The organism is Micromonospora sp. WMMD961, from assembly GCF_029626145.1.
Classification (GTDB): domain Bacteria; phylum Actinomycetota; class Actinomycetes; order Mycobacteriales; family Micromonosporaceae; genus Micromonospora.
Window position 1 is genome coordinate 1,323,894 of the sequence record NZ_JARUBJ010000002.1, and the last position, 25,692, is coordinate 1,349,585.

At 71.9% G+C, this 25,692-nt stretch carries 23 protein-coding genes; 11 read left to right on the plus strand and 12 right to left on the minus strand.

All coding sequences use genetic code 11. The features are described 5' to 3' along the window. Positions 1–14 precede the first annotated feature (14 nt). Positions 15–1,442: a UDP-glucose/GDP-mannose dehydrogenase family protein gene (locus O7614_RS06400; RefSeq protein WP_278137554.1), complete on the minus strand. Its 1,428-nt coding sequence runs from the start codon at positions 1,440–1,442 to the stop codon at positions 15–17. Positions 1,443–1,692: 250 nt separating this feature from the next. Between O7614_RS06400 and O7614_RS06405 the strand changes: the two genes are divergently transcribed. Beyond that, positions 1,693–2,862 carry an acyl-CoA dehydrogenase family protein gene (locus tag O7614_RS06405; RefSeq protein ID WP_278137555.1) on the plus strand — a complete coding sequence of 390 codons (1,170 nt, stop codon included), beginning with the start codon at positions 1,693–1,695 and terminating at the stop codon, positions 2,860–2,862. 62 nt (positions 2,863–2,924) lie between these two features. On the opposite strand, the gene O7614_RS06410 is transcribed toward O7614_RS06405, so the two are convergent. From O7614_RS06410 to O7614_RS06430, 5 genes are read right to left on the minus strand one after another with little or no spacing between them, the layout of a single operon-like run. Continuing rightward, positions 2,925–3,539, minus strand: coding sequence for a hypothetical protein (locus O7614_RS06410; RefSeq protein ID WP_278137556.1), 615 nt, complete (start codon positions 3,537–3,539; stop codon positions 2,925–2,927). Then, entirely contained in the window at positions 3,536–4,924 is a 1,389-nt protein-coding gene (locus O7614_RS06415) for a hypothetical protein (RefSeq protein WP_278137557.1), read from the minus strand. The genes O7614_RS06410 and O7614_RS06415 overlap by 4 nt, the downstream gene beginning before the upstream one ends. Continuing rightward, positions 4,921–5,721 (minus strand): ABC transporter ATP-binding protein, encoded by an 801-nt coding sequence (locus O7614_RS06420; RefSeq protein WP_278142173.1) that lies wholly within the window; start codon positions 5,719–5,721, stop codon positions 4,921–4,923. Before O7614_RS06420 ends, O7614_RS06415 begins: the two co-directional genes overlap by 4 nt. 34 nt (positions 5,722–5,755) lie before the next feature. Beyond that, on the minus strand, positions 5,756–6,553 hold the full coding sequence (locus tag O7614_RS06425) for a hypothetical protein (protein ID WP_278137558.1): 798 nt from the start codon (positions 6,551–6,553) through the stop codon (positions 5,756–5,758). Further along, positions 6,550–7,104: an RNA polymerase sigma factor gene (locus tag O7614_RS06430; RefSeq protein WP_278137559.1), complete on the minus strand. Its 555-nt coding sequence runs from the start codon at positions 7,102–7,104 to the stop codon at positions 6,550–6,552. Before O7614_RS06430 ends, O7614_RS06425 begins: the two co-directional genes overlap by 4 nt. Before the next feature lie 345 nt (positions 7,105–7,449). Between O7614_RS06430 and O7614_RS06435 the strand changes: the two genes are divergently transcribed. Then, on the plus strand, positions 7,450–8,670 hold the full coding sequence (locus tag O7614_RS06435; protein WP_278142174.1) for a multidrug effflux MFS transporter: 1,221 nt from the start codon (positions 7,450–7,452) through the stop codon (positions 8,668–8,670). Positions 8,671–8,729: 59 nt separating this feature from the next. Here the strand turns inward: O7614_RS06435 and O7614_RS06440 are convergent, their stop codons facing one another. After that, positions 8,730–9,401 (minus strand): hypothetical protein, encoded by a 672-nt coding sequence (locus O7614_RS06440; protein ID WP_278137560.1) that lies wholly within the window; start codon positions 9,399–9,401, stop codon positions 8,730–8,732. 23 nt (positions 9,402–9,424) lie between these two features. On the opposite strand from O7614_RS06440, the gene O7614_RS06445 reads away from it, so the two are divergent. Together O7614_RS06445 and O7614_RS06450 are read left to right on the plus strand one after the other, a co-directional pair. Then, positions 9,425–9,943, plus strand: coding sequence for a hotdog domain-containing protein (locus tag O7614_RS06445; RefSeq protein ID WP_278137561.1), 519 nt, complete (start codon positions 9,425–9,427; stop codon positions 9,941–9,943). A gap of 200 nt (positions 9,944–10,143) precedes the next feature. Further along, the gene (locus tag O7614_RS06450; RefSeq protein WP_278137562.1) at positions 10,144–12,114 is read left to right on the plus strand and encodes an acetoacetate--CoA ligase; all 1,971 of its coding nucleotides are present in this window, start codon (positions 10,144–10,146) and stop codon (positions 12,112–12,114) included. A 203-nt stretch (positions 12,115–12,317) separates the two neighbouring features. Here O7614_RS06450 and O7614_RS06455 read toward each other — a convergent pair whose 3' ends face one another. Continuing rightward, on the minus strand, positions 12,318–13,007 hold the full coding sequence (locus O7614_RS06455; protein ID WP_278137563.1) for a TIGR03089 family protein: 690 nt from the start codon (positions 13,005–13,007) through the stop codon (positions 12,318–12,320). A 154-nt stretch (positions 13,008–13,161) separates the two neighbouring features. Between O7614_RS06455 and O7614_RS06460 the strand changes: the two genes are divergently transcribed. After that, positions 13,162–14,307: a glycosyltransferase family 1 protein gene (locus tag O7614_RS06460; protein ID WP_278137564.1), complete on the plus strand. Its 1,146-nt coding sequence runs from the start codon at positions 13,162–13,164 to the stop codon at positions 14,305–14,307. A gap of 62 nt (positions 14,308–14,369) precedes the next feature. Next, complete coding sequence (locus tag O7614_RS06465; RefSeq protein ID WP_278137565.1) at positions 14,370–15,461, plus strand: sugar phosphate nucleotidyltransferase; 1,092 nt, start codon at positions 14,370–14,372, stop codon at positions 15,459–15,461. Here the strand turns inward: O7614_RS06465 and O7614_RS06470 are convergent. Further along, positions 15,430–16,020: an NUDIX domain-containing protein gene (locus tag O7614_RS06470; RefSeq protein ID WP_278142175.1), complete on the minus strand. Its 591-nt coding sequence runs from the start codon at positions 16,018–16,020 to the stop codon at positions 15,430–15,432. The two genes, O7614_RS06465 and O7614_RS06470, sit on opposite strands and share 32 nt — an antisense overlap. 368 nt (positions 16,021–16,388) lie before the next feature. Here O7614_RS06470 and O7614_RS06475 point away from each other — a divergent pair, with 368 nt between their 5' ends. After that, positions 16,389–17,387, plus strand: a complete 999-nt coding sequence (locus O7614_RS06475; RefSeq protein ID WP_278137566.1) for a winged helix-turn-helix domain-containing protein — start codon at positions 16,389–16,391, stop codon at positions 17,385–17,387. A gap of 93 nt (positions 17,388–17,480) precedes the next feature. Here O7614_RS06475 and O7614_RS06480 read toward each other — a convergent pair whose 3' ends face one another. Both O7614_RS06480 and cofD read right to left on the minus strand, forming a co-directional pair. After that, the gene (locus O7614_RS06480) at positions 17,481–18,566 is read right to left on the minus strand and encodes a coenzyme F420-0:L-glutamate ligase (protein ID WP_278137567.1); all 1,086 of its coding nucleotides are present in this window, start codon (positions 18,564–18,566) and stop codon (positions 17,481–17,483) included. Continuing rightward, on the minus strand, positions 18,563–19,510 hold the full coding sequence (cofD, locus tag O7614_RS06485; RefSeq protein ID WP_278137568.1) for a 2-phospho-L-lactate transferase: 948 nt from the start codon (positions 19,508–19,510) through the stop codon (positions 18,563–18,565). The genes O7614_RS06480 and cofD overlap by 4 nt, the downstream gene beginning before the upstream one ends. A 98-nt stretch (positions 19,511–19,608) precedes the next feature. On the opposite strand from cofD, the gene O7614_RS06490 reads away from it, so the two are divergent. The 3 genes from O7614_RS06490 to O7614_RS06500 all read left to right on the plus strand — a co-directional run bounded on the left by O7614_RS06490 (position 19,609) and on the right by O7614_RS06500 (position 24,554). Further along, the gene (locus tag O7614_RS06490) at positions 19,609–20,598 is read left to right on the plus strand and encodes a hypothetical protein (RefSeq protein WP_278137569.1); all 990 of its coding nucleotides are present in this window, start codon (positions 19,609–19,611) and stop codon (positions 20,596–20,598) included. Positions 20,599–20,878: 280 nt separating this feature from the next. Next, positions 20,879–23,494 (plus strand): bifunctional FO biosynthesis protein CofGH, encoded by a 2,616-nt coding sequence (locus O7614_RS06495; protein ID WP_278137570.1) that lies wholly within the window; start codon positions 20,879–20,881, stop codon positions 23,492–23,494. Between the two features lie 802 nt (positions 23,495–24,296). Next, positions 24,297–24,554: a WhiB family transcriptional regulator gene (locus O7614_RS06500; RefSeq protein ID WP_088986255.1), complete on the plus strand. Its 258-nt coding sequence runs from the start codon at positions 24,297–24,299 to the stop codon at positions 24,552–24,554. Positions 24,555–24,691: 137 nt separating this feature from the next. Here the strand turns inward: O7614_RS06500 and O7614_RS06505 are convergent, their stop codons facing one another. Continuing rightward, positions 24,692–25,141, minus strand: a complete 450-nt coding sequence (locus tag O7614_RS06505) for a metallopeptidase family protein (RefSeq protein ID WP_145786394.1) — start codon at positions 25,139–25,141, stop codon at positions 24,692–24,694. Positions 25,142–25,293: 152 nt separating this feature from the next. Here O7614_RS06505 and O7614_RS06510 point away from each other — a divergent pair, with 152 nt between their 5' ends. Continuing rightward, complete coding sequence (locus O7614_RS06510; RefSeq protein WP_278137571.1) at positions 25,294–25,668, plus strand: DUF3499 domain-containing protein; 375 nt, start codon at positions 25,294–25,296, stop codon at positions 25,666–25,668. Positions 25,669–25,692: the final 24 nt, after the last annotated feature.

Below are 25,692 nucleotides of genomic sequence, written 5' to 3' on the forward strand. Positions count from 1 at the left end.
TGGAGGTCGCTCGGTCAGGGGCGGCCCATGCCCCGGTACTCCCAGCCGGCCTGGGTCCACAGTGCCGAATCGAGACAGTTGCGCCCGTCGACCACCTTGCGGCCGTTGACCAACTCGCCGAGGGCGACCGGGTCGGCGTTGCGGAAGTCGGCCCACTCGGTGAGGACGCAGACCAGGTCGGCGCCGGTGACCGCCTCGTTGATGCCGGTCTCGTAGGTCAGCTCGGGGACCGCGCGACGCGCGTTGTCGGTGCCCTGCGGGTCGTACACGTGCACGTCGGCGCCGGCCTTGTGCAGCAGCGCGGCGACGGCGAGCGCCGGGGCGTCGCGGACGTCGTCGGTGTTGGGCTTGAAGGTGGCGCCGAGCACGGCGATCCGGGTGCCGGAGAAGTCCGGGCCGGCCGGACCGGAGCGGCGGCCGAGCAGGTCCGCGGCGAGGTTGAGCACCCGGGTACGACGGCGCAGGTTGATCAGGTCGACCTCGTGCAGGAAGCGCAGCGCCTCGCCGGCGCCCAACTCCTGGGCTCGGGCCTGGAACGCCCGGATGTCCTTGGGCAGGCAGGCGCCGCCGAAGCCGAGGCCGGCCTGGAGGAACCGGTTGCCGATGCGCGGGTCGTAGCCGATCGCGCGGGCCAGTTGGGTGACGTCGCCGCCGGAGGCCTCGCAGACCTCGGCCATGGCGTTGATGAAGGAGATCTTGGTGGCCAGGAAGGCGTTCGCGGCGACCTTGACCAGCTCGGCGGTGGCGAAGTCGGTGACCACCAGGGGCACCTCGCGGTCCTCGGTGGCGGCCAGGTCGAACACGCCCTTGTGCGCGGCGTAGAGCATGCCGTTGGCCCACTCGCTCTTCACGCCCACGACGATCCGGTTGGGGCGCAGGACGTCGTCGACGGCGAAGCCCTCCTGGAGGAACTCCGGGCTCCACGCCACCTCGACGCCGAGGTCGTCGGGGGTGTGCTTGCCGACGAGTTGCTCCACCCACTCGGCCGTGCCCACCGGCACGGTCGACTTGCCGACGATCAGTGCCTTGCGGGTGAGGTGCTGCGCGAGGCTGGTGACCGACGCCTCGACGTACGACAGGTCGGCGCCCATTCCGTCGGCCCGCTGGGGGGTGCCGACGCAGATGAAGTGCACGTCACCGAACTCGGCGGTCTCGGCGATGTCGGTGCTGAACCGGAGGCGTCCGGCAGCCAGGTTGCGCCGGAGCAACTCGTCGAGGCCGGGCTCGTGGATCGGCACCTGACCGGCGTTCAGCATTGCGATCTTGTCCGCGTCGACGTCGAAACCGAGCACGTCGTAACCCAGCTCGGCGTAGCAGATGGCGTACGTCGCACCGAGGTAGCCGGTCCCCAGGAACGTCACCCGCGGCCGAGGTGCGCCCGAGGGCGGTGTCACCGCGGCGATGGCGGGGGTCGGCTGGATGGTGGGGTAGGGGATCGTCACGCCTGTCTTCTCCGCTCGCACTGGCGGCGCGTCGTCGCGTCGCATTCTGCTGCGGCGCCTGGGCGGGGCACCGGAGGATGGCTCACTGTCTGGCCTCCATCATTGCCCAGCGGCCTGGGTGCACCCTCATGCCCATGCCTACGCGCCGGTAACATCACCTGAACTGCAGTCGCTAGTCTTCAGTCTGCGCGGTCAGCGGTCAGGAGTCGTCACAGACTGCGCATGATAGCGGTGAAGGGGAGGGGCCGACATGGCCGCAGGGGAGTCGTTCGACGTCTACCGGTTGCCCGAGGAGCACGTGGCGATCCGGGAGGCGGTCCGGGAGGTCTGCGAGGCGAAGGTGGCCCCGCACGCCGCCGAGGCCGACGAGACCGGGGAGTTCCCCAAGGCGTCCTACGAGGCGCTGCGAGCGGCCGACTTCCACGCCCCCCACATCCCCGAGGAGTACGGCGGCGCGGGTGCTGACGCGCTGGCCACCGCCGTGGTGATCGAGGAGGTCGCCCGCGCCTGCGCGTCCTCCTCGCTGATCCCGGCGGTGAACAAGCTTGGCACGATGCCGCTGCTGTTGTCCGGTTCCGAGGAGATCAAGCGCCGCTATCTGACGCCGGTCGCGGCGGGTGAGGCGATGTTCTCGTACTGCCTCTCCGAGCCGGAGGCGGGCAGCGACGCGGCGTCGATGACCACCCGGGCGGTGCGTGACGGGGATCACTGGGTGCTCAACGGGGTGAAGCGTTGGATCACCAACGCCGGGGTGTCCGAGTTCTACACCGTGTTCGCCGTCACCGACCCGTCCGCGCGGTCCCGGGGCATCTCCGCCTTCGTGGTCGAGAAGTCCGACGCCGGGGTGAGCTTCGGCGCGCCGGAGAAGAAGCTCGGCATCAAGGGCTCGCCGACCCGCGAGGTCTACCTCGACAACGTGCGGATCCCGGCCGACCGGATGATCGGCGCGGAGGGCACCGGCTTCGGCACCGCGATGAAGACCCTGGACCACACCCGCGTCACCATCGCCGCGCAGGCCGTCGGGATCGCGCAGGGCGCGCTCGACTACGCCAAGGGGTACGTGACCGAGCGCCGGCAGTTCGGTAAGGCGGTCGCCGAGTTCCAGGGCATCCAGTTCATGCTCGCCGACATGGGCATGAAGCTGGAGGCGGCCCGGCAGCTCACGTACGCGGCCGCCGGCAAGTCCGAGCGGGGCGACGCCGACCTCACCTACTTCGGCGCGGCGGCGAAGTGCTTCGCCTCCGACGCCGCCATGGAGATCACCACCGACGCGGTGCAGCTGCTCGGTGGCTACGGCTACACGCGGGACTACCCGGTCGAGCGGATGATGCGGGACGCCAAGATCACCCAGATCTACGAGGGCACCAACCAGGTGCAGCGCATCGTGATGGCCCGGCAGTTGCTGGCCGGCGTCGTCTAGGCCCCGACGCCGTCGGTGATCCGGTGCGCCGACGTCGGCGTGCCGGACCATCGACGGTCTCGTCACCGGTCGGAGGTCGTCTCGGTGGCGGGTCGCAGAGGGCCGCCACGCAGCGCGTACGCCAGCAGGCCGGTCACCGCCAGCACGGTGGCGCAGGCGGTGGCAGCCGTGGCGCCGGCGGGCTGGATCAGCCAACTGGCGACCTGCACCCGTACGTCCCTGCTGGGCCCGAGAAACGGCAGGACCGCGACGAGGGTCCAGGTGAGCGGGGCGACCCAGGACAGCGCGGCGCCGAACAGGGCGGTGCCGAGCGCGGTCAGCCCGAGCAGGCCGGCCGTGTTGCGCAGCACGAGGGCGAGCGGTTCGTAGCGCGCGTCGGTGAGTGTGCTGAGCGACAGCAGGGCGGTGATCACTGCGGCGGCGGCGAGCAGGTGCCCGGCTCGCCGCAGCGGCCAGTTGACCGAAGCGGTGTGGTCGAGGGCGTCGTCGGCGCCGTTCAGGGTGGCCCCGAGCGCGACCACCGCCAGCATGATGGTGAGGCTGGCCGTACGCGCGTTGATCGTCGCCGAGGTCGTGTAGGTCGACGACAGCACCCACGCCAGCACGATCACCGCCGTGGCGACGCCCAGGGCGAGGGGCACCCGACGGGAGCGCAGGTAGAGCTGAATCCATCTCACGGCTTCTCCTCGGGCAGGAGCGCCAGCAGGGCGTCGGTCCGGCAGTCCAACGCAGCGTCGCGTGCCGCCGCCATCCGATGCCGCTGCTCGGCCTCCGGCAGGCCCACCAACGCCTGGTACGCGCGCTGCGCCCGTTCGGCGTCCGTTCGATCCCACCAGGACTCCAGGGCCGGTGGCTGGTCGCTCAGCCAGGCGGCGGCGAGCCTCCGGGCGAGGGGTTCGTCGTCCTCCGACCCTTCGCCGCACTCCTGCTCCCAGACGGCCCGGAGCAGGGACGGCACGAAGTCACCGTCGGACAGGTCGGCGCCTCCGGTGCGGTTGATCGTCGGGGTCTCGAAGACGAGCGTGTCGCCGGGGTGCCGGGGCGGTGACAGATCGGGTGTGAGTTGCGCCCAGTAGGCGACCTGTTGGGTCTCCACCGCCCGGACCGGGGCGTCGGGTAGCTTCGCCGCGATCACCGCCAGGGCCTCCCGGGCCGGGCCGACGACGTCGGGCAGCACCCCGGCGTGTGCGCGGGTCACGCAGACCTGCGGGCCGTCGTTGTCGCAGACCAGCTCGACGGCGACCGGGTCGGCGACGACCGCGCCACGGGTTCCGCCCACCGGCAGCAGCGGCACGGTGACGGCGGCGCCGAGCACCGCGGGGAGCACCGCCAACGCGATGGCCCGACGCCGGACCGCGCCCAGGAGCAGCAGCCCGGTGGCGGCGAGGGACACCAGCCACACCATCTGGAGCAGGCTGACCCGGTTGGTGACCGTCTGGAAGTCGTCCACGCCGCCGCTGAAGGTCGGAACGAGCAGCACCGCCGACGGTTCCGGCCGGAGCCGGGCGAGAGTCGTCGCGGTGTCGACCGTCATGACCCACTCCGGGACCAGACCGACCAGGACGAAGCCGAGCACGGCGACGAGGGGTGCGGTGACCAGGCGGGGTACGGCCCGGCCGGCGGCCATGCCCAGCCAGGCCGCGGCGATCAACGCCGGAACGCCGACGGCGATCACGACCATCGCGTTGGCCGGAAAGTAGCCCGCCGTCCGCACCACCCATCCGGCCGCGACGAGAAACACCAGGAGGTACGCGGTCGCCACCGCGCCGGCGAGCGCGCCCGCGGCCGGACCGACACGCTGCCATCGTGGCCGGACGGTGCTGGCGAACAACTCGTCGACCCGGTGCCGTGCGTCCCGGCGACCCAGCCACGCTCCGCCGGCCAGCGCCAGTGGCAGCAGCACCATCAGCATCGTCCGTGCGGTGATCGCCAGTTGCATCCACCGCCCGGCGTAGAACTCGGTGGACGTGAGCACCAGCGCCGTGCCGGTCACCAGTGACAGGAGGGCGACACCGGGAGCCGCCGACCGGCGCAGCTCGATGCGCAGGATTCGGCCGGTCACGCCGACACCCGCCCACGGTAGGCGCGCAGCACCGACGAGTAGCCGCGTTCGGTGGCGCTGTCGCCGGCGTCGTCCGTGCCGCCCTGCGCGGCCAGCTCACCGGTGCTGCCCTGCCACACCAACCGACCCTCACTGACCAGCACCACGTCGGTGCAGGCCACCGCGACGTCCTCGACCAGGTGGGTGGAGACGAGCACGCAGCTGTCCAGGCCGATCTCGCGCAGCAGCTCACGGAAGTCGAGGCGTTGCTCCGGGTCCAGGCCGACCGTCGGCTCGTCGAGCAGCAGCACCTCCGGGTCGTTGACGATCGCCTGGGCGATGCCGGCGCGGCGCAGCATCCCGCCGGACAGCGTCTTCATCCGGGAGTCGGCGCGGTCCGCCAGACCAACCCTTTCGATGGCCCGCTGCACCGCGCCGGGGATGACCGCCTTCGGCATCTCCTTGAGCCAGGCCAGGTACTCGACGAACTCCCGGACCGTGAAGCGCGGGTAGAAGCCGAAGTGCTGCGGCAGGTAGCCCAGGCCACGTCGTACCCGGCGCAGGTCCGCGCCGGCGGTGACGTCCTCGCCGAGCAGTGTGAGTCGGCCGGCGGACGGCTTCACCACGGTGGCCAGGGCCCGCATCAACGTCGTCTTGCCGGCGCCGTTGGGGCCGAGCAGCCCGTGCACGCCGATGCCCAACGACAGGTCCAGACCGTTGACCGCCAGGTGTCGGCCGGCCTTGACCTGCAACGCCTCGGCGTGCACCGCCCACGGGTAGGTCGACGGCGCGGTCTCCGCCACGCTGACCGTACGCATCATGATGTCTCCATTCGGTCCTGGCTGGATCTCGTCATCGGAAGGTGTTGGTCGGCAGCTGCGAGCGCCATCGGGCCTGGACGAGGACCACGGCCAGCAACAGCACCGTGGTGAGTGCCCAACCGGTCAGGCTGCTGCCCGCGAGGACGGCCGGGAGTCGCCCGCCGACCAGGCTCGGCGCCACCACACCCACGGACCAGGTGAGCGCCAACGTGAAGGCGGCCCGGTCGATCCCCATCACGGTGCCCAGCGCCAACGCTCCGGCGGTGAAGCCCAGAGCCGGCAGCAACCAGAGGCCGGGGGAGTGCCCGGTGCCCCAGCCCGCCACCGCCAGCACCGGCAGGACCGCGACCAGCGCCCCCAACGTGCGGCGTATCAGAAGCGGCAGGCCGGTACGGGGTGTGGTGGCCGCCAGCTCCCAGGCCGGGTCGACTCGCCGGCTCCAGACGGCGGCCACCGGCAGCAGCGGCGCGACCGGCGCGACCAGCAGCACCAGCGACGGCAGGCTGGCGAAGCTCCTCTCGAAGAGGAACGCGGCCAGCATCAGTCCGGCGGCGGTGGCGAGCCAGGGCAGGATTCGTGCGGCGACCCCGGTACGGGGTAGCCGCCGACGACGCACCGGCCCCGGACCGGTGGCCATCTGGGCGGCGACCACGCCGGCCACCCGGTCCAGCAGCTCGCGTGTGCCGGGGTCGACCGCATCCGTCAGCAGCGCCCGGCAGCCGGTGCAGGTCTCCAGGTGTGCCTCCACCGCCCAGATGGTCGCGTCGTCGACGCCGGCTCCGCCCGAGGCGTAGTGGGAGATGAGAGCGGGCGTGGGATGAGTGGTCATGACAGCGCCTCCCGGAGTGCGATTCGGGCCCGTCTCGCGCGGGTCTTCACGGTCCCCTCCGGCATGCCGAGCAGCAGTGACGTCTCTCGGGCGGTCAACCCGTCGAGGACCATGGCGCGGAGCACCTGTCGCAGCTCCGGGGCCAGGGCCTGCAGGGCCTTTTCGAGGTTGGCGTCCATCCCCCCGGCCAGCGCCTCCTCCTCGGCGGCCGGGGCGACGGTCTCGAAGGTCTGCACCGCCGGGATCCGCTCACGTCGAGCCCGGTGGCGGAACGCGTCGATCAGCCGGTGGGCGGCGATCGTCCACAACCAGCCAACGGCGCTGCCGGAGGTGGAGGACGACTGCGCCTGACTGCCGGCCGACCGCCACACCGCCAGGTACGTCTCCTGCAACACCTCGGCCACCACGTCCTCGTCGGCGCAGCGCCGGCGCAGACGCGCGGTCAACCAGGGGGCGGTACGCCGGTACAGCGCGTCGAACGCGCGCCGGTCGCCCCGAGCGACCCGGCGGAGCAGTTCGCCCTCGTCGAGCCCGTCCAGACTCCGTCTCACGAAAGGCAAGACGACGCGTACCCCTGCTGCGGTTCTCGCTGCACCGTGACCGCCGTCACACCCGACACCCGTCGACGGCGATCCGCCGTGGCGTGACTCCCCACACACTGGGAACGTCGTCCGCCTCGCACGCGTTCACCCCCACCGCAACCCTGCTCGTCACGTCCTCGCCTCCCACACCATGCCCGCTGTTCCTGCGGGTGCGCCGACGCTCCGCGCCGCGTGTGACGAGATACCCGCTTCCACAGAGAGATCGAGTTGATGAAGCAGTCCGTGGAAGAGACCGGACCCGGCACCCGTACGGCAGATCCGACGACGACCGAGGGCGTCCTGCCCGGCGATCTGATGACCAACCGTCAGCGGGTGCAACTCGTCCTCGTGCTGGGCGCGTTGATCGCCATCGGCCCGTTGACCATCGACATGTACCTGCCGGCGCTGCCCGCCATCACGGCAGGTCTGCAGACCACCGAGACCGCTGTGCAGTTGACGCTGACCGGCACGTTGGTCGGTCTCGCCCTGGGTCAGTTGCTGATCGGTCCGCTGTCCGACGTGGTCGGACGGCGGGCTCCGCTGCTGGCCGGGTTGGCCGCACACATCGTGGCCTCGGTGCTGTGCGTCTTCGCGCCCAACATCGCGGTGCTCGGCACGCTGCGCGTCCTGCAGGGGCTCGGTGTCGCAGCCGCCACCGTGGTCGCCACGGCCGTCGTCCGCGACCTGTTCAGCGGGGCCTCATTCGCCCGGATCTTCTCGCGGCTGATGCTCGTCATGGGGCTGGCGCCGATCCTCGCGCCGACCCTCGGCAGCGCCCTGCTGAGCTGGACCGACTGGCGGGGCGTCTTCGCCGCGCTGGCGGTGCTGGGTGCGCTGCTGATCGTCGTGGCCGCGTTCCGGCTCCGGGAGACCCTGCCGGTGACGCGTCGGCGGCACGGCGGGGTGAGCGCCACCCTGCGCGACTACCGGGGGTTGCTCAACGACCGGGCATTCGTCGGCCTGGTGCTGGTCGCCGGCCTGGCGATGGCGGCCCTGTTCGCGTACGTCTCGGGTTCGTCGTTCGTGCTCCAGCAGGAGTACGGCCTGGACGAGCAGCAGTTCGGCATCGCCTTCGGGGCCGGCGCGGTGGGCCTGATCGGGGCCACCCAGTTCAACGTGCGGCTGCTGCGCCGCTACACCCCGCAGCAGATCCTGGTCAGCGCCCTGATCGCCGGAACGGCGGCCGGGCTGCTGCTGATCATGTTCGCGGCGACCGGCTTCGGTGGCCTCGGCACCCTGCTCGCGTCACTGTGGCTGGTGCTGGCCGCCGCCGGCCTCGCCCTGCCGAACGCCCCGGCGCTGGCCATGAGCCGGCACAGCGAGGCCGCGGGCACCGCCGCGGCGCTGCTCGGCGCGGTGCAGTTCGGCATCGGCGCGGTGTCGGCGCCACTGGCCGGCCTGTTCGGCACCGGGAGCGTACCGATGGCGGTCGTCATCGCGGGCGGCATGGCCGCCGCGCTGGTGGTCATGCTCCTCGTCGTTCCCCGCGCCAGCCTCGGCACGGTCGACCCGGATCTGGCGGTCGCGCTGCACTAGGGCGGGTGTCTCGCTCGGCGAGACAGCGGGCGGGCCGGTCACCCGGCCCGCCCGACGATTCAGCGGATCTCGGTGGTGTCCTCGGGGCGGGGTTGACCACGCGGTGGGGCGGACCAGGGTGACTCCCCACCGACCCGGCGTGGCAGCGGCTCGGTCGGCGTCGGATCAGCCGGGTAACCCAGCGTGAGGGGTGCGGTGTCCCGGTCCGCCGGTGTGGCCGGCGGCCAGTCGGTCGGTGTGACGTCGTCCTTGCCGGGGCCTCCGTCCGGCACGGGGGCCGGCGTCGCGGCCGGCTCGGTCGCCGGGCTGGGCCACTGCCGCCACCGCTGCATGCTGAAGGTCGCCATCAGCAGCAGCAGGCCGACCAGGAAGAGCGTGCCGTTCTCCACCGGCAGCCGCAGCGGCAGCGGATCGCCGAGCACCTTCCACCCGTGCGGGATCGCATCCCGCACCGAGAAGGGTGCCACGAACATCCCGATGTACGGGGTGACCAGCAGCAACCCAGCCACCAGTGGGCCCAGCGGTGAGAAACGCAGCGTGCCGAGCAGGCCCAACAGGACGCCGCCGACACCGAGGTACACGGCCGGCTCGATCAGGTTGGCGGTGTTGAACGTGCCGATCTCCACCCAGCGGTCGACCGTCCGGCTCGACCCGTCCTGCCCCAGTGTGACCAGCACCCAGGTGATGGGCGCCACCACCAGCCCGGCGAGGAAGCTCCAGAGATGTCGCATCCGCGCACCGTACCGTTTTCGACATGACTGAGCACCTCTCCGCCGCTCCGATCGGCAAGCCGACGTCGTACTCGCGCGTCACGCTGAGCAAGATCATGACGGCCGTGGACGTGAACCTCTACGGCACCGTGCACGGTGGGGTCCTGATGAAGTTCGTCGATGACGTCGCGGGTGCCGCCGCGGCCCGGCACAGCGGCGGAACGGCGGTGACCGCGGCGATCGACGAGATCGTCTTCTCCGAGGCGGTCCGCGTCGGTGACCTGGTGCACGCGCACGCGCAGGTGAACTGGACCGGCCAGACCTCGATGGAGGTGGGTGTGCGGGTGGTCGCCGAACGGTGGGACTCGGCCGAGGACGCGGCGGTCCGGGTGGCCACCGCGTACCTGGTCTTCGTCGGTGTGGACGTCGGCGGCGCGCCGAGGGCGGTCCGCCCGGTGCTGCCGGAGACGGCGGAGGACGAGCGCCGGTACAAGGAGGCGGAGATCCGCCGGGCGCACCGCCTCGCCCGCCGCCGCGCCATCCAGGCCCACCGCGCCGGCTGAGGGCGAAGGAAGGGCCCCTTACTAACGCCTAGCGTTAGTAAGGGGCCCTTCCTTCGCCCACATGGGTCGGCGGGGTGGTGTGTGGGACGGGCACGCGTCGGATGGCGTACCCGGTGCGCAGAATGGCGCTTCGAGGTAGGGCAAGATGGCGCCACGGCCCATTTCACAACGTCGTGCCGGGCCAGGGGGAGGGTGGACCAGTGGGTGACATGCTGTGGGCGCCGCCAGCGGACGTACGCGAGCGGTCCCGGATCGGCGGCTACCTGCGCTGGCTGCGGGAGCACCGGGGGCTGGACTTCGCCGACTACGACGCGCTCTGGCGCTGGTCCACCACCGATCTGGACGGGTTCTGGCGCTCCATCTGGGATCACTTCGAGGTGATCGCGCACACCCCGCCGACCGCCACCCTTGCCGAACGGGGGATGCCCGGGGCCCGCTGGTTCCCCGGGGCCACGCTCAACTACGCGGAGAACGTGCTGCGGATGCCGGGGCGTGTCGAGGACGACCCGGTGGTGATCGCGCACGGGCAGACCCGACCGCCGGTCACGCTGACCGCCGGGGAGCTGCGCGAGCAGGTACGCCGGGTGTCGGCCGGGCTGCGCCGGCTCGGCGTCACCGCCGGTGACCGGGTGGCGGCGTACGCCCCGAACATCCCGGAGACGTACGTCCTGTTGCTGGCCACCGCCAGCCTGGGCGCCATCTTCTCGTCCTGCGCGCCCGAGTTCGGCACCCGAAGTGTCACCGACCGGTGGCAGCAGATCGAGCCGACGGTGCTGGTCGCCGTGGACGGCTACCGGTACGGCGACAAGCCGGTGGACCGCCGCGCCGAGGTCGCCTCGATCCGGGCCGCCCTGCCGTCGCTGCGGCACACCGTCAGCATCGGCTACCTCGACCCGCGGGCCGCACCGCAGGACGGTGCGCTGGGCTGGGCCGAGCTGGCCGCGCCGACCGACGAGCCGTTGACGTTCACGCCGGTGCCGTTCGACCACCCGCTGTACGTGCTCTACTCCTCAGGCACCACCGGGCTGCCCAAGCCGATCGTGCACGGCCACGGTGGCATCCTGCTGGAACACCTGAAGATGCTGGCCCTGCACCACGACCTGGGCCCGGCGGACCGGTTCTTCTGGTTCACCACCACCGGCTGGATGATGTGGAACTTCCTGGTCTCCGGCCCGGCGGTGGGCGCGACCATCGTGCTCTTCGACGGCAATCCCGGCCACCCTGACCTGGGCGGGCTGTGGCGGCTGGCGGCGGAGACCGGCACCACGTATTTCGGTACCTCGGCCCCCTTCCTGTTGGCCTGCCGCAAGGCCGGGCTGGTCCCCCGGGAGATCGCCGACCTGTCCGCGCTGCGCGGTGTGGGTTCCACCGGTGCGCCGCTGCCCGCCGAGGGCTTCCACTGGGTGTACGAGACTGTCGGCGACCGCCTGCAGCTCCAGTCGCTCTCCGGTGGCACCGACGTGTGCACCGGTTTCGTCGGTGGGGTGCCGCTGCTACCGGTGTACGCGGGTGAGATCGCCTGCCGTGCCCTGGGCGCGAAGGTGGAGGCTCGCTCTGCCGACGGCACCCCCGTCATCGGTGCACTGGGCGAGTTGGTGATCACCGAGCCGATGCCGAGCATGCCGGTGGGCTTCTGGAACGACCCGGGGGGCGTCCGCTACGCCGAGGCGTACTTCGACGTCTATCCGGGCGTCTGGCGGCACGGCGACTGGATCACCATCAACGAGCGGGGCGGCTGCGTGATCACGGGACGCTCCGACGCCACGCTGAACCGGGGCGGGGTGCGGCTGGGCACCGCCGAGTTCTACTCGGTGGTCGAAGGGCTGGACCAGGTGCTCGACTCGGTCGTCGTGCACCTGGAGGACGACGAGGGTGGCGCTGGTGAGCTGCTGCTCTTCGTGGTGCTGGCCGACGGCTTGGAGTTGGACGATCCGATGCGCGCGACGATCTGTCGTGAACTTCGCACCGCCCTCTCGCCCCGGCACGTGCCCGACGAGATCCACCAGGTGCGTTCGGTCCCCCGAACCCTGTCGGCGAAGAAGCTGGAGGTGCCGGTCAAGAAGATCCTCACCGGCACCCCGGTCGACCAGGCCGCGGCCAAGGGCGCGTTGGCCAACCCGGAGTCGCTGACCGCGTTCGCCGCCCTGGCCCAGTCCCGCACCTCCGCCTAAAGCCCAGTCCCGCACCGCCCTCCGTCCGGCCCGCCCGCCACCCCGCCGACCCTCCACCCGGTTGATCATGGAGTTGTGGTGCCCCGCAAAACGGGCATAGCATCAGGAATTCCCCACCACTACTCCATGATCGACGGGGCTGGGGTGGGGCGGGACGGGGCTGGGGTGGGGCGGGGACGGGGCTGGGCGGGGCTGGGAAGCTGTTACGGGAGGGGGCGGGTGACCTTTTCCGTGGTGACGCGGGTGGCGAGGCGGGCTGGGTCCGGGTTGGCGCAGAGGACCACTGTGGCGGCCCGGGTCAGCGGGGCCAGGAGCCAGTCGACCGGGTCGGGATAGCGGGTGGCGTCGACCAGGACGCGTGCCCCAGGCTCGATGCCCAGCTCGTCGGCACGGGCCTCGGCCCGGGTCAGCAGGCGCTCGTCGGCGGGGCCCGGACCGGGCTGTGGCGTGTAGTGGTCGCCGTGTCGGCGTACCTCCACGACGTAGTCGGCGAACCCGGGCGGCACCTGCCGTAGTGGAGCGGCGAGCGGGGCCAACCCGAGGGCGTACCGTTCGTCGGCCGCCCAGGACTCCGCCTCGTCGAGCTGGTCGACGGCGGCGAAGAGCACGTCCACGTCGCCCGGTGTGTCGACGACGTTCAACTTGGCCGACCAGCAACCCAGCAGCACCGCCGCGGCCTGCCAGTGCGGCGGCAGCAACACGCCGGCCGGGGTGCCCGGGGCGAGGCCGACCTCGTCGACGAGAAGATTGGCGGTCTTCGCCACCCAGTTCGCCAGGGTGGCGCCGGAAAGTTCGGTGCGGTCACCGCTGGCGTCGTCGTACCAGGTGAGCAACGGTCTGGTCGGGTTGGTCGCGATCGCATCGGCGAAGACCCGGGCAATATTGTCGGCCATCGGCGCGAACGATACGCCCCTGCCGGCCGTACTCGATGGCGATGACAAGTCGGCGTACCGTCGGGTCGCAGTCAGCGCCGCCCCCGCGCTCCGGCGTAGGCTTGGCCCCCGGAGTGTTTTTCCCCACAGACCCGCCAGTGCAAGGAGTCGCCCCGTGACCGCCGGTCGCCCGCCCCGCGTGCTCATCGACGCCACGAGTGTCCCCGCCGACCGTGGTGGTGTCGGTCGCTACGTCGACGGTCTGCTCGGTGCCCTCGGCAAGGTGTGCGGGTCGGGGGTGGAGCTGGCGGTGGTCAGCCTCCGCACCGACCTGGAGCGTTACACCCGGATGCTGCCCGGCGCGGAGATCATCCCTGCCCCGGCCGCCGTGGCCCACCGCCCGGCCCGGCTCGCCTGGGAGCAGACCGGCCTGCCGTTGCTCGCCCAGCAGGTCGGTGCGCAGGTGCTGCACTCGCCGTTCTACACCTGCCCGCTGCGGGCCGGCTGCCCGGTCACGGTGACCGTGCACGACGCGACGTTCTTCACCGAGCCGGAGCATTACGACAAGTCCCGCCGCACGTTCTTCCGCAGCGCCATCAAGACCTCGCTGCGCCGCGCCGACCGGGTGATCGTGCCCAGCAAGGCCACCCGGGACGAGTTGATCCGATTGCTCGACGCCGACCCGACCCGGATCGACGTGGCCTACCACGGTGTCGACCAGGCTGCCTTCCACGCTCCCACCGACGAGGAGAAAGCCCGCGTCCGGGCCCGGCTGGGGCTCGGCAACAGCAGCTACGTCGCGTTCCTCGGTGCCAAGGAGCCGCGCAAGAACGTACCCAACCTGATCCGTGGTTGGGCGCGGGCGGTGGCCGACCGGTCCGACCCGCCGGCCCTGGTGATCGCCGGTGGGCAGGGGCACGACGACGACATCGACCGCGCCGTGGCCGAGGTCCCGTCGCACCTGCGCCTGCTGCGCCCCGGCTACCTGCGCTACGCCGACCTGCCGGGCTTCCTCGGTGGCGCCCTGGTCGCCGCCTACCCGTCCTACGGTGAGGGTTTCGGTCTGCCGATCCTGGAGGCGATGGCGTGCGCCGCCCCGGTGCTGACCACTCCCCGGCTGTCCCTGCCCGAGGTGGGTGGCGACGCGGTCGCGTACACCTCCGAGGACCCGGAGCAGATCGCCAGCGACCTGGCCGCCCTTCTGGACGACGAGCAACGACGGTTGTCACTGGCGAAGGCGGGCTTCGACCGGGCGAAGGAGTTCACCTGGGAGTCCAGCGCCGAGGTGCACATCGCCGCCTGGAGTCGGGCCCGTTCCTGACCCTCCGGCGCCGGGTGGTGACCCGTGCCACTCCCGGCCGGCTCGTCGGGCATGATGTGCGGATGCTCTATGCGGTCATCCCAGCAGGTGGCAGCGGCACACGGTTGTGGCCGTTGTCCCGCGCCGGCCACCCCAAGTTCCTCCACCCGCTCACCGGCACCAGCGCCTCGCTGCTCCAGGCGACAGTGGAACGGCTCGCGCCGCTGACCACACCGGATCGGACCCTTGTGGTCACCGGTGCCGCGCACGTCGCGGCGGTGGCTCGGCAGCTGACCGGTCTGCCCGAGGAGAACATCCTGGTCGAGCCCTCCCCCCGGGATTCCTGCGCGGCGATCGCGTTGGCGGCGGCGGTGATCGCGGTGCGCGACCCGAACGCGGTGATGGGCAGCTTCGCGGCCGACCACCTGATCCGCGACCCGGACAGCTGGGTCTGCACGGTCCAGGAGGCGGTCCGCGGGGCCGAACAGGGCATGCTGATGACCGTCGGGATCACCCCGACCCGCCCGGAGACCGGCTACGGCTACCTGGAGACCGGCGAGGAGACCGAGGGTTCGCCGTGGCGACAGGTGGCCGAGTTCAAGGAGAAGCCGGGCGCCGAGGTCGCCGAGGCGTACGTCCGTTCGGGCCGGCACCTGTGGAACGCGAGCATGTTCGTGTGGCGGGTGGACGTCTTCCTCGCCGAACTGGCCCGTCAGCAGCCGGCGTTGCACGCGGGCGTCGTCGCGATCGCCGCCGCCTGGGGCACCCCTGAGCAGGACGAGGTCCTCGGCGCGATCTGGCCGACCCTGCCGAAGATCTCGGTGGACTACGCGGTGATGGAGGGCGCGGCCACCGCGGGTCGGGTCGCGACGGTGCCGGGCGACTTCGGCTGGAACGACGTCGGTGACTTCCACACCCTGGGTGACGTGCTCCCGAGCGACGACGCGGGCAACGTGGTGCTCGGCACCGACGCGAAGCCGGGTGTGCTGCTGCGGGACAGCGCCAACCTGGTGGTCGTGCCGCAGTCGGGGCGGCTGGTGGCGGTCCTCGGGTTGCGCGACCTGATCGTGGTGGACACCCCGGACGCGGTGCTGGTCTGCCCGCGCGATCGGGCGCAGGACGTCAAGGCCCTGGTCGACGAGCTCAAGGAGCGAGGCGAAGAGGGCTACGTCTGAGGGCTGCGAGGGCCGGCGCGACCAGTTGCACGGTCCCGCCGGCCAGCGGCTCGGGCAGGTGGTTCGTCGGGAACCAGCCCAACTCCTCGGCCTCGTCGCTGACCTGCTCCACCGCAGCCGGCGGGGCGAGCACGGCGAACCGGACGTCGTGGTGCAGGGAACCGCCCTGGCACTGCACCGGGTGCACGTCCACGTCGATCGGCACCGGGTCGATGCGCAGACCGGCGATCCCGGACTCCTCGGTGGCCTCGCGGAGCGCGGCGGCCATCAGGGTCTGGTCGACCGGCTCGCAGTGCCCGCCGAGTTGCACCCACCGTGCGAGCTTGGTGTGCAGGCAGAGCAGCACGCGCGAGCCGGTGGCGTCGAGGACCAGCGCGCTGGCCGTGATGTGCCCGGGGCGGTGCTGCCTGCTCATCGCGACCGGGCCGGCGTCGAGCAGGCGCAGGGTCCGGTCCCGGGCAAGGGCCGCGCCCGGGCGGGTGGGCTGCCAGCCGTCGAGCAGCGCGGTGGTGTCGGCGTGCAGCGTCGCGTACGTCGCGGGGTCGGTCGGTTCGGTGATCGCGGTGTCGGGCACCCCGACACTGTACGAGCGTGTGCTCCGTACGCTGGCTCGGTGAGCCTGCGACTCGTCGAATTCGGGTGGCCGGGCGAGTGCGAGCGTTGGGTGACCGGGCGGCACCTCTGCGGAGCAAGGGGCCGCAGACCCTCGTGGTGCCGCCCGATCACCGGGGCCTCCCCGGTCCCGGTGCCCTGGCGCCGGGAGCGTCAAGGACGCGCCGGCACCGTGTTCGAGCACTGGAAGCATGCCCAACCGGCCCGGAGGGCGTCGAGGTTTTTCAGCTCAGGCTTAAAGATGGAGATTAGTGCCGGCCAGGTAGAGTCGAACGGTCACCAGGCATCCCCCTGCCGGCGACACGGGAGCGCACCATGCTGAAGATCCACTTTTCTGGGGACGACATCCTCCGGACCAGGGTGGCACCGGCTGCGGACCCCATCTGGGAACTGGTCCTCAGCCTGCACGTGCTCCAGGGCCGCAACCGTGATCCCTTGACGGCGCACTGGCGGCGCACCGTGTCCCGGGGGCTGCGTCAGGACGTCGCCTCCGAGCAACTCCGGTTGCTGTTCGCGCTCAACCCGCCGCGTGGCTACTTCCCCGACTTCCTCACCCCGTACGCCAGCGTCGACGGTTTCGAGGCCGGGCTGGACGCGCTCCGCCGGACCCCCACCGAGCTGCTGCACCGGGACCTGAGCGTGCTCGCCGCCGAGAACCAGCTGCCCTCCTCGGCCGCCGCGCTGGCCCGAGGCGAGGTGGCGGTGCTGCACCACCTCGCCGAGTCGATGGAGCAGTACCGGTCGTTGGCGATCAGCCCGTACTGGAGCCGGATCCAGGCCGCGGTGGCGGCGGACCGGGCTCGCCGAGCCCGCGCCCTGCTCGACGGCGGTGTCGAGGGCCTGCTCAACAGCCTCCGACCAGCCATGCGCTGGGAGAGCGGGGTGCTCGAGGTCCGTCACTACCCGCACAGCCGGGAGATGCACCTGGACGGTCGAGGGCTGCTGCTGGTGCCGTCGTTCTTCTGCGCGAGCACGCCTGTCGCGTTGCTCGACCCGGCGTTGCCACCGGTACTGGTCTACCCGGTGGACCGGCTGGGCGGGCTGGCGCCAGCCGACCGCGTCGGGGCGGCTCCTTCCGGTGTGGCCCGCGACTCACTCGCCGCGCTGCTCGGCCGCACCCGGGCGGCGGTGTTGCAGGCCAGCGACGAGGGATGCACCACCGGCGAGGTGGCCCGTCAGCTCAACATCTCGCCGGCGGCGGCGAGCCAGCACGCCACGGTGCTGCGTAACGCCGGCCTGCTGGTCAGCCACCGCGAGCGCAACAGCGTGCTGCACACGTTGACGCCGCTCGGCCGGGCCATGCTGGACGCCTGACCCGGCCGTCTCAGCGGGCGAGCGGGGCTGGACGCCTGACCCGGCCGTCTCAGCGGGCGAGCGGGGCGACCGTCCGGCTGACCCGGCCCTCTGTCACAGGGCGAGCGCGGCGCTCGCCGGGCTGCCTGGCGGTGGCGGCAACAGGGTCGACCCGACACCCTCGGCGGCCAGCGCGACGCGCAGTCGGTGCAGGTCGGCACCGAAGCGGACCAGACCGATCGGCTCGACGGGCGTCGGGGCCGAGCCCAGCACCAGGGCCGCGCCCTCCGGCCAGCCCGGCATCTCGGCGACCAGTCCGGCGCGTACCTCCGCCTCGTCGACCAGCGTGAAGACCGTGCCGGGGGCGACCACGTCGGCGATCGAGTCGATCGCCCGTCGCACCGCGCTCAGGTCCGCCGGCGTCGAGCCGAGCGCGTCGGTCAGGGTGGCGGCGTCGGCGAGCCCGGCGGCGCGGGCCTCGGCGGTACCGAGCGAGAACAGGTCCTGGGCGGCGTCGCGGACCAGCGCCCGCGCACCGGCGGCGTCCTCCGGGTCGGTGGTTGAGAGGTAGCCCCGCACCACCGCGACCGGGACCTGGTCGCACTTTCCCTTGATCAGCTCGCCGGCGCCCGCCAGTTCGTCCACCACCGCCATCTGGGTCAGCTGCAGCTCGTTGCCGTACGGGTCCACCTCGCCCCGGTGGTCACGGATGGCCGGCATCCCGGCCACACCGAGCGCCACGTCGGTGAGCCCGTTGCGCCACGGTCGCCCCATCGTGTCGCTGATGATCACCGCGACGTCCAGGTCGTAACGCTCCCGCAGCGCCCCGCGCAGAGCCCGTGCCGAGGCGTCCGGGTCGACCGGCAGCAGCACCAGTTGGGTCTTGTCCACGTTCGACGCGTCGATGCCCGCCGAGGCCATCACGAAGCCGTGATGGGTCTGCACGATCCGGGTCGGCCCTCGACTGGCGACCACCCGGGCGGTCTCACCGGCCAGGACGTCGTCCCGGGCCGCCAGCCGCTCCGGCCCGTCCGCCGGGACGTCGACCAACCGCCCCTCCGCCTTGGAGACGATCTTGCTGGTCACCACCAGCACGTCACCGTTACGTAGCCACGGTGCCGCCGTCGCGATCATCGCCGGCAGGTCGTCACCCTCGGTCACGTGGCCGATGCCGAGCACCGGCAGGATCTCCAGCCTCACGTCAACTCCATCGCGGCGCGGACCATCGCCGCCGTCGCCGCCTCGTCGGTCATCCGCAGCGGCACCGCGCGGACCGTCATCTCGGGCACCACAGTGCCGGCGTCCTCCTCGGCCACCAGCCACCCGTCCAGCAGGCCACCATTCGTCCGGCCTCCGTACAGGCGGCCCACCCCGGCGGCGCTGCACTCGACGCCGAGCACGTCGAGGCAACGGTCAGCCATCCCGCGCACCGGAGCGCCACCGATGATCGGCGAGACACCCACCACCGGCGCCGGGCCGTCCACGACCGCCTCGCGTAGCCCCGGTACGGCCAGCACCGGTGCCACACTCACCACGGGGTTGCTCGGCGCGACAAGCACCAGGTCGGCTGAGCCGATCGCCTCCAGCACCCCGGGTGCCGGACTCGCCGTCTCCGCGCCGACGAACACGAAACGGCGGGTGGGGATGTCGGCCCGGTACCGCACCCACCACTCCTGGAAGTGGATCGCCCGTTGCCCCTGCTCGTCCTCGACGACGGCGTGGGTCTCGAGCCGGTCGTCGGTGGCCGGCAACAGGCGTACCCCCGGCTCCCAGCGGGTGGACAGCGCCTCGGTGACGGCGCTCAACGGATAACCGCCGTTGAGCATGGTGGAACGCACCAGGTGCGTGGCGATGTCCTTGTCGCCGAGACCGAACCAGGTCGGCTGCGCCCCGTACGCGGCCAGCTCGTCCTTGACCGTCCAGCTTTCGCCGACCCGACCCCAGCCTCGCTCCGGGTCGGCGCCGCCGCCCAGCGTGTACATGACGCTGTCCAGGTCGGGGCAGATCTTCAACCCGTGCAGCCACAGGTCGTCGCCGACGTTGACCACGGCGGTCACCTCCGCGCCGACCTCGCGGGCGTACGCCCGGACGCCGAGCAGGAACCGGGCGCCACCGATGCCGCCGGCCAGAACCACGATGCGCATGTCGACCATCCTCGCGCACGTGACGCCTACGATCGGTCGGTGACCGACGAGACTAGGCTCACGTGCGCACTGTCCGTCCATGCCCCGAGGGGGAGCTCGTGACCAGCCCCGCCGAGCCCGCGCCGACCGACGCGACACAGGCCCGTCAGCTGACCAAGCCGCTACGCGAGCTCGCCGCGCTCGCGCTACTCGGCGCCAACGCCGTGTTCCTCTTCGTGGGCCTGCTGCGGTTGATCGCCCCGAACGACTACAGCTCCTTCACCGACCGGGCGGGCAGCGCCTTCTACTCGTTCATCGGGGTGGAGGCGGTGGCGCTCCCGCTGCTGGCCGTGCTGCTGGCCACGCACATCTCGCCGGTGCTGCCGAAGGCGAAGCTGATCACGCAGGTGGCCCTCGTCGAGTACGCGGTCAGCGCGCTGTTCGGCACGCTGACCATGCTGATCTGGACGGTCGGCCGCCTGGCTCAGGCAGAGATCCTCGACGCGCTCCTCGGCGTGCTGACTCGGTTCGCCTGGATGGTGATCTTCGCGGTCGCCGCCTGGGTGGTCTACACGGTGTGGCGTGCCCACTACTACGTGCCGCGGCCCAAGCCGCAGCCGGGTGTCTACGGTCAGCCGCAGCCCGGTCAGCCGCATTCCGGTTGGCCGCAGCAGCAGGGTGGTTGGCCGGCACCGGGGCAGCCCGGTGGACAGCCGCAGGGTGGATGGCCCGCTCCCGGGCAGCCGGGCGGATACCCTCCGGCGCAGCACCCGGGCCAGTTCGGTCAGCCCTCTCCGCCGTTCCAGGCACCGCAGTCCGCGCCGCCGCGCCCGCAGTCGGCACCGCCGTTCCCGCAGTCCGCGCCGCCGGTCAACCCGGCGCCGTCCCCGGCCGCGCCGCCGTTCGGGCAGCCGCCGTCGGCAGATCCCACGCAGGCCATTCCGCGTCAGCCCGCCGACTCGGCCGCCGCCGACAGGACGCAGGCCATCGCGCACCCCGCCGACTCGGCCCCCGCAGACCCGACGCAGGCGATCACCCGTCCCACCGACTCCGACGACGACCGCACCCAGCGCATCAAGCCCGGAGAGCACCCCGAACAGCCCCGCTGAGTCTGACTCCATGATCAGGTGATGAAAAGTAGCTCCCCGGACGCTCTGACACCTACTTTTCATGACCTGATCACCACGTTGGCGGATCGCCAGCGCCCGGCGCGGCGGGATCAGCGGGCACTGACACCACAACGGTGGATCGCTGACGTGCTGGCGCAGCGGATGACTGGACACTGTCACCGCGCTGGTGCCGAGCCAGGCGGGGAGGCGAGGTGGGCCGTTTCTCACGGTGCGGGCACTGGTCGGTCGAGCGGGCTCGCGCTGCGCATAGGCTGAGCGGATGGTTGATCGCATCCACCCTGGCGCGAGCGGCGACTCCGGGCTGAGCGACCGCTCCGGCCCGAGCGGCGACTCCGGCCCGAGCAACCACTCCGGCCCGAGCGACGCGAGCGTGCGGCGGGCCCTGGGCCGGGCCGCGACCGGGCGGGCGCTGGATGTCGACGAGGCGACCGCGCTGCTGTCCGCCCGTGGTGACGCGCTCGACGAGTTGTTCCGGCTGGCCGGCGGGGTCCGCGATGCCGGGCTGCGTGACGCCGGGCGACCGGGCGTCGTCACGTACTCCAAGAAGGTCTTCATCCCGCTGACCCGGCTCTGCCGGGACCGCTGCCACTACTGCACGTTCGCGACCGTGCCGCATCGGCTACCCGCGCCGTTCCTGGACCGGGACGAGGTCCTCGCGATCGCCCGGGAGGGCGCCGCGCAGGGTTGCAAGGAGGCCCTGTTCACCCTGGGCGACCGGCCGGAGGAGCGGTGGCCGGCGGCCCGGAGCTGGTTGGACGAGCGCGGCTACGACTCCACCCTGGACTACCTGCGCGCCTGCGCGGTGGCGGTGCTGGAGGAGACCGGGTTGCTGCCGCACCTCAATCCGGGGGTGCTGTCCTGGTCGGAGTTGCAGCGGCTCAAGCCGGTCGCGCCGAGCATGGGCATGATGCTGGAGACAACGGCTACGCGGCTCTGGTCCGAGCCGGGAGGTCCGCACTTCGGCTCACCGGACAAGGAGCCGGCGGTCCGGCTGCGGGTGCTGGAGGACGCGGGCCGGGTCGGGGTGCCGTTCACCACGGGCATCCTGATCGGCATCGGGGAGACCCCGGCGGAGCGGGTGGACGCGCTCTTCGCGATCCGTCGCGCCCATCGGGAGTACGGGCACCTTCAGGAAGTGATCGTGCAGAACTTCCGTGCCAAGCCGGACACGGCGATGCGCGGCATGCCCGACGCAGAGCTGCACGACCTCGCCGCCACGGTGGCGGTGGCCCGGCTGCTGCTCGGCCCGAAGGCCCGGATCCAGGCCCCGCCGAACCTCATCGCCGGCGAGTACGACCTGCTGCTGCGGGCCGGCATCGACGACTGGGGCGGCGTCTCCCCGCTCACCCCGGACCACGTCAACCCGGAACGACCCTGGCCGCAGATCGAGGAGTTGGCCCGGCACTCCGAGCGGGCCGGGTTCACCCTGCGGGAGCGGTTGACCATCTACCCGGAGTACGTGCGCGCGGGCGACCCGTGGCTCGACCCACGGCTGCTGCCGCACGTCAGTGCCCTCGCCGATCCGGCGACGGGCATGGCGGTCGAGTCGGCGATGCCGCAGGGCCGCCCCTGGCAGGAGCCGGAGGAGGTGTTCGGCGGGCGGGTCGACCTGCACGCCACCATCGACACCACCGGCCGCACCGACGACCGGCGCGGCGACTTCGACAGCGTCTACGGCGACTGGTCCGAGGTCGCCGGCAAGGTCACCCCGGAGGCGACCGCGCGGCGTGCGGGCGTACCCCCGATGTCGGCCGGGAGTGGCGCGGACCGCGACCTGGCGGCCGGGCTCAGGCTCGCCGCCGACGACCCGGCGGCGCTGCTCGATCCCCGGCACGCGGACGCCGCGCTGGCGCTGTTCGGCGCGGACGGGCCGGCGCTCGACGAGGTGTGCCGGCTCGCCGACGACGTTCGCCGGGACGCGGTCGGCGACGACGTCACCTACGTGGTCAACCGCAACATCAACTTCAGCAACGTCTGCTACGTGGGCTGCCGGTTCTGTGCTTTCGCCCAGCGTGAACGCGACGCCGACGCGTACCGGCTCTCCGTCGACCAGGTCGCCGACCGGGCAGAGGAGGCCTGGGCGGCCGGTGCCAGCGAGGTCTGCCTCCAGGGCGGCATCGACCCGAAGATGCCGGTCACCGGGTACGCCGACATCGTGCGCGCGATCAAGGCCCGGGTGCCCGAGATGCACGTGCACGCGTTCTCACCCATGGAGATCGTCACCGCCGCCGCGAAGGCCGGCGTGCCGGTCCGCGAGTGGTTGACCCAGCTGCGCGAGGCCGGGCTGGACACCATCCCGGGCACCGCCGCGGAGATCCTCGACGACGACGTGCGGTGGGTGCTGACCAAGGGCAAGCTCCCGGCCGCCGCCTGGGTCGACGTGGTCAGCACGGCACACGAGCTGGGCATCCGGTCCAGCTCCACGATGATGTACGGCCACGTCGACCATCCCGGGCAGTGGCTGGCGCACTTCCGGGTGCTGGCCGGTGTGCAGGACCGCACCGGCGGGTTCACCGAGTTCGTGGCGCTGCCGTTCGTGCACACCAACGCCCCGATCTACCTGGCCGGGATCGCCCGACCCGGGCCCACCTGGCGGGAGAACCGGGTGGTGCACGCGATGTCCCGGTTGCTGTTGCACGGCCGGATCGACAACATCCAGTGCTCCTGGGTGAAGCTGGGTGACGAGGGCACTGTGGCGATGCTCCAGGGCGGCTGCAACGACCTGGGCGGCACGCTGATGGAGGAGACCATCTCCCGGATGGCCGGTTCCGGCAACGGTTCGGCGCGTACCGAGGAGCAGTTGCGGGCCATCGCGACGGCGGCCGGGCGTCCGCCGCGCAAGCGTACGACTGCGTACGGTCACGCCCGGTCCTGACGTCGAACCTTTCCCCGCCTCCGGCCGTACCACGCGGTGCCGGCGGCGGTCGCGGCGAGGACCGCCGCCGGCACCGATGCGGCTGCCGCGGCAGCCACCCCGGGGTTGAGCGCCGCACGATCACGCGTACGGGCCGTCGGAGACCGGGAGTGTCGTCCTCGATCTGGGCGGCGACACCGGTGCCCTGATCGTCTACGTTCCACGGTGCGGTCTATCCCGATCTGCCGGCCGGAATCTATACCGTCTGGTGGGACGAGGGTACCTCCGTCGGGGAGGTTTCCGTCCATGGTGGACGTATAGCCGAGTTCGTGTGGCCCAGCAGCGGTTTCAGGGTCGCCGGCTGACCTCTCCGCATCGGTTCTCCGGTCGCGCCCCGTCCACACTGTGGACGGGGCGCACGTGCTGTCCATCGATCGACGGGCGGTCCGTGCCGCGCCGCGTTAACCTGTCCCCCACCAAGATCAGCTTGATGGTGGAGGTGTCTGGTGCCATCCGGGCGGCGATCCGTCAGGGGAGCGCCACGGCAGAAAAGTCGGGCAACTCGCCGGAGAGGGCGTTACTCGGCCGGGGTCTGAATCGATAGGGCAGGTTGCGAGGCTGGACGGCCTGGGTGGCCGTCCGGGGGTGTCGGGAGGGCGACTCCATTATCAAGTTTGGCTTGACGGCGCACGCATTACACGCGTGTAATTTGAATGGGGTTGTTCGCACGGAACGCAACAAAAAGGGACCGGACGGACAAGCACGCCTTTCGCGTGGGGGGTTGCAGCGGCGATGACGCCGGTGCGCGACAAGGAGGCATTTGATGGACGGCCAGCTTGAGGTGGCCGACCTGCTCGGAAACGCGCCGGAGTGGCAGGAGCGAGCGCTGTGCTCGCAGACCGACCCCGAGGCGTTCTTTCCCGAGAAGGGCGGTTCGACCCGGGAGGCGAAGAGGATCTGTGGGCGCTGCGAGGTCAAGACCGAATGCCTCGAATACGCCCTGGGGCACGATGAGCGGTTCGGCATCTGGGGTGGGCTCTCCGAGCGGGAGCGGCGCAAGTTGAAGCGGCGGGCCGCCTGAGCGGTGCGAGGTCGGGGCGGTGGGGGCCGCCCGACGTCACACCCAGACGGCAGCTCCACCGGAGCGGAGTCCGGCCCGCGGGGGGTCGCTCAGCGCGGCGCACGGCCGGACTGCTCAGGCCAGCGCGGCCGGACTGCTCAGGCCAGCTCCTCGGGGTCGACCCCGAGGAGGTTCGCCACCTGCTCGATGATCACGTCATGGACGAGATCGGCAAGGTCCTCACGGTCCATCGCCCGGAACTCCAGGGGCCGCCGGTACAGCACGATCCTCGGCGGCACCTCCTGTCGGCCCGGGCGGCCGGGCAACAGTCGGGCCAGCGGGACCTCGCCGTCCTCCAGCACGTCGGAGTCGTAGACGTTGAGGTCCGGTGGGACGTCCTCGACCGCGAACTCGACCCCGGCCAACTCCTTGGCGAACCGACGTTCCAGCGTCTCCACCGTGTCCAGGACCAGGTCGTCGAAGACCTCGGCCTTGGTCCGCGCCAGCGGAACCGTGGCCGGCACCAACCGCCCGCGCAGGCCGCGCCCGTGCCGATCACGGTGCGCACGCCGGCCGGAGCCGGGGCGGCGGTGTTCCGGACTCGTCATGAGGCAAAGGGTAGCGCCCACGCTGGGCTGGCCAGCGGCAGCGCCGCTCCCGTGGCGCGGCGCGCCCGGAACGGTCAACTGTGATCACCATGACGGGCGTGTCGCAACGCGAAGCGATGCGCCGGACCCGGTAATGGAGATACCCTGCCGCCGTGAGGTCACCACGGCGCTGCTCCCGTAACGGCTGCCCCCGGCAAGCGGTCGCCACATTGACCTATGTCTACAACGAGTCGACAGCGGTGGTGGGGCCGCTGGCGGCGTTCGCCGAGCCGCACACGTACGACCTGTGTGAGCCGCACGCCCGCAGCCTGACCGCGCCGCGGGGCTGGGACGTGGTCCGGCACGAGGGTGAGTTCGAGCCGCCGCCGCCCACCACCGACGACCTGGTCGCGCTCGCCGAGGCGGTCCGCGAAGCCGCCCGCCCGGCCCCCCGTCCTCCGGAGGAGCCCCACGACCGGTCGCACGCCGACCAGTCCCACTCCACCGGCCGTCGAGGCCACCTCCGCGTCATCCCCCCCAACCATTAGGCCCCGCCGGCGCGCGCCCCCTCC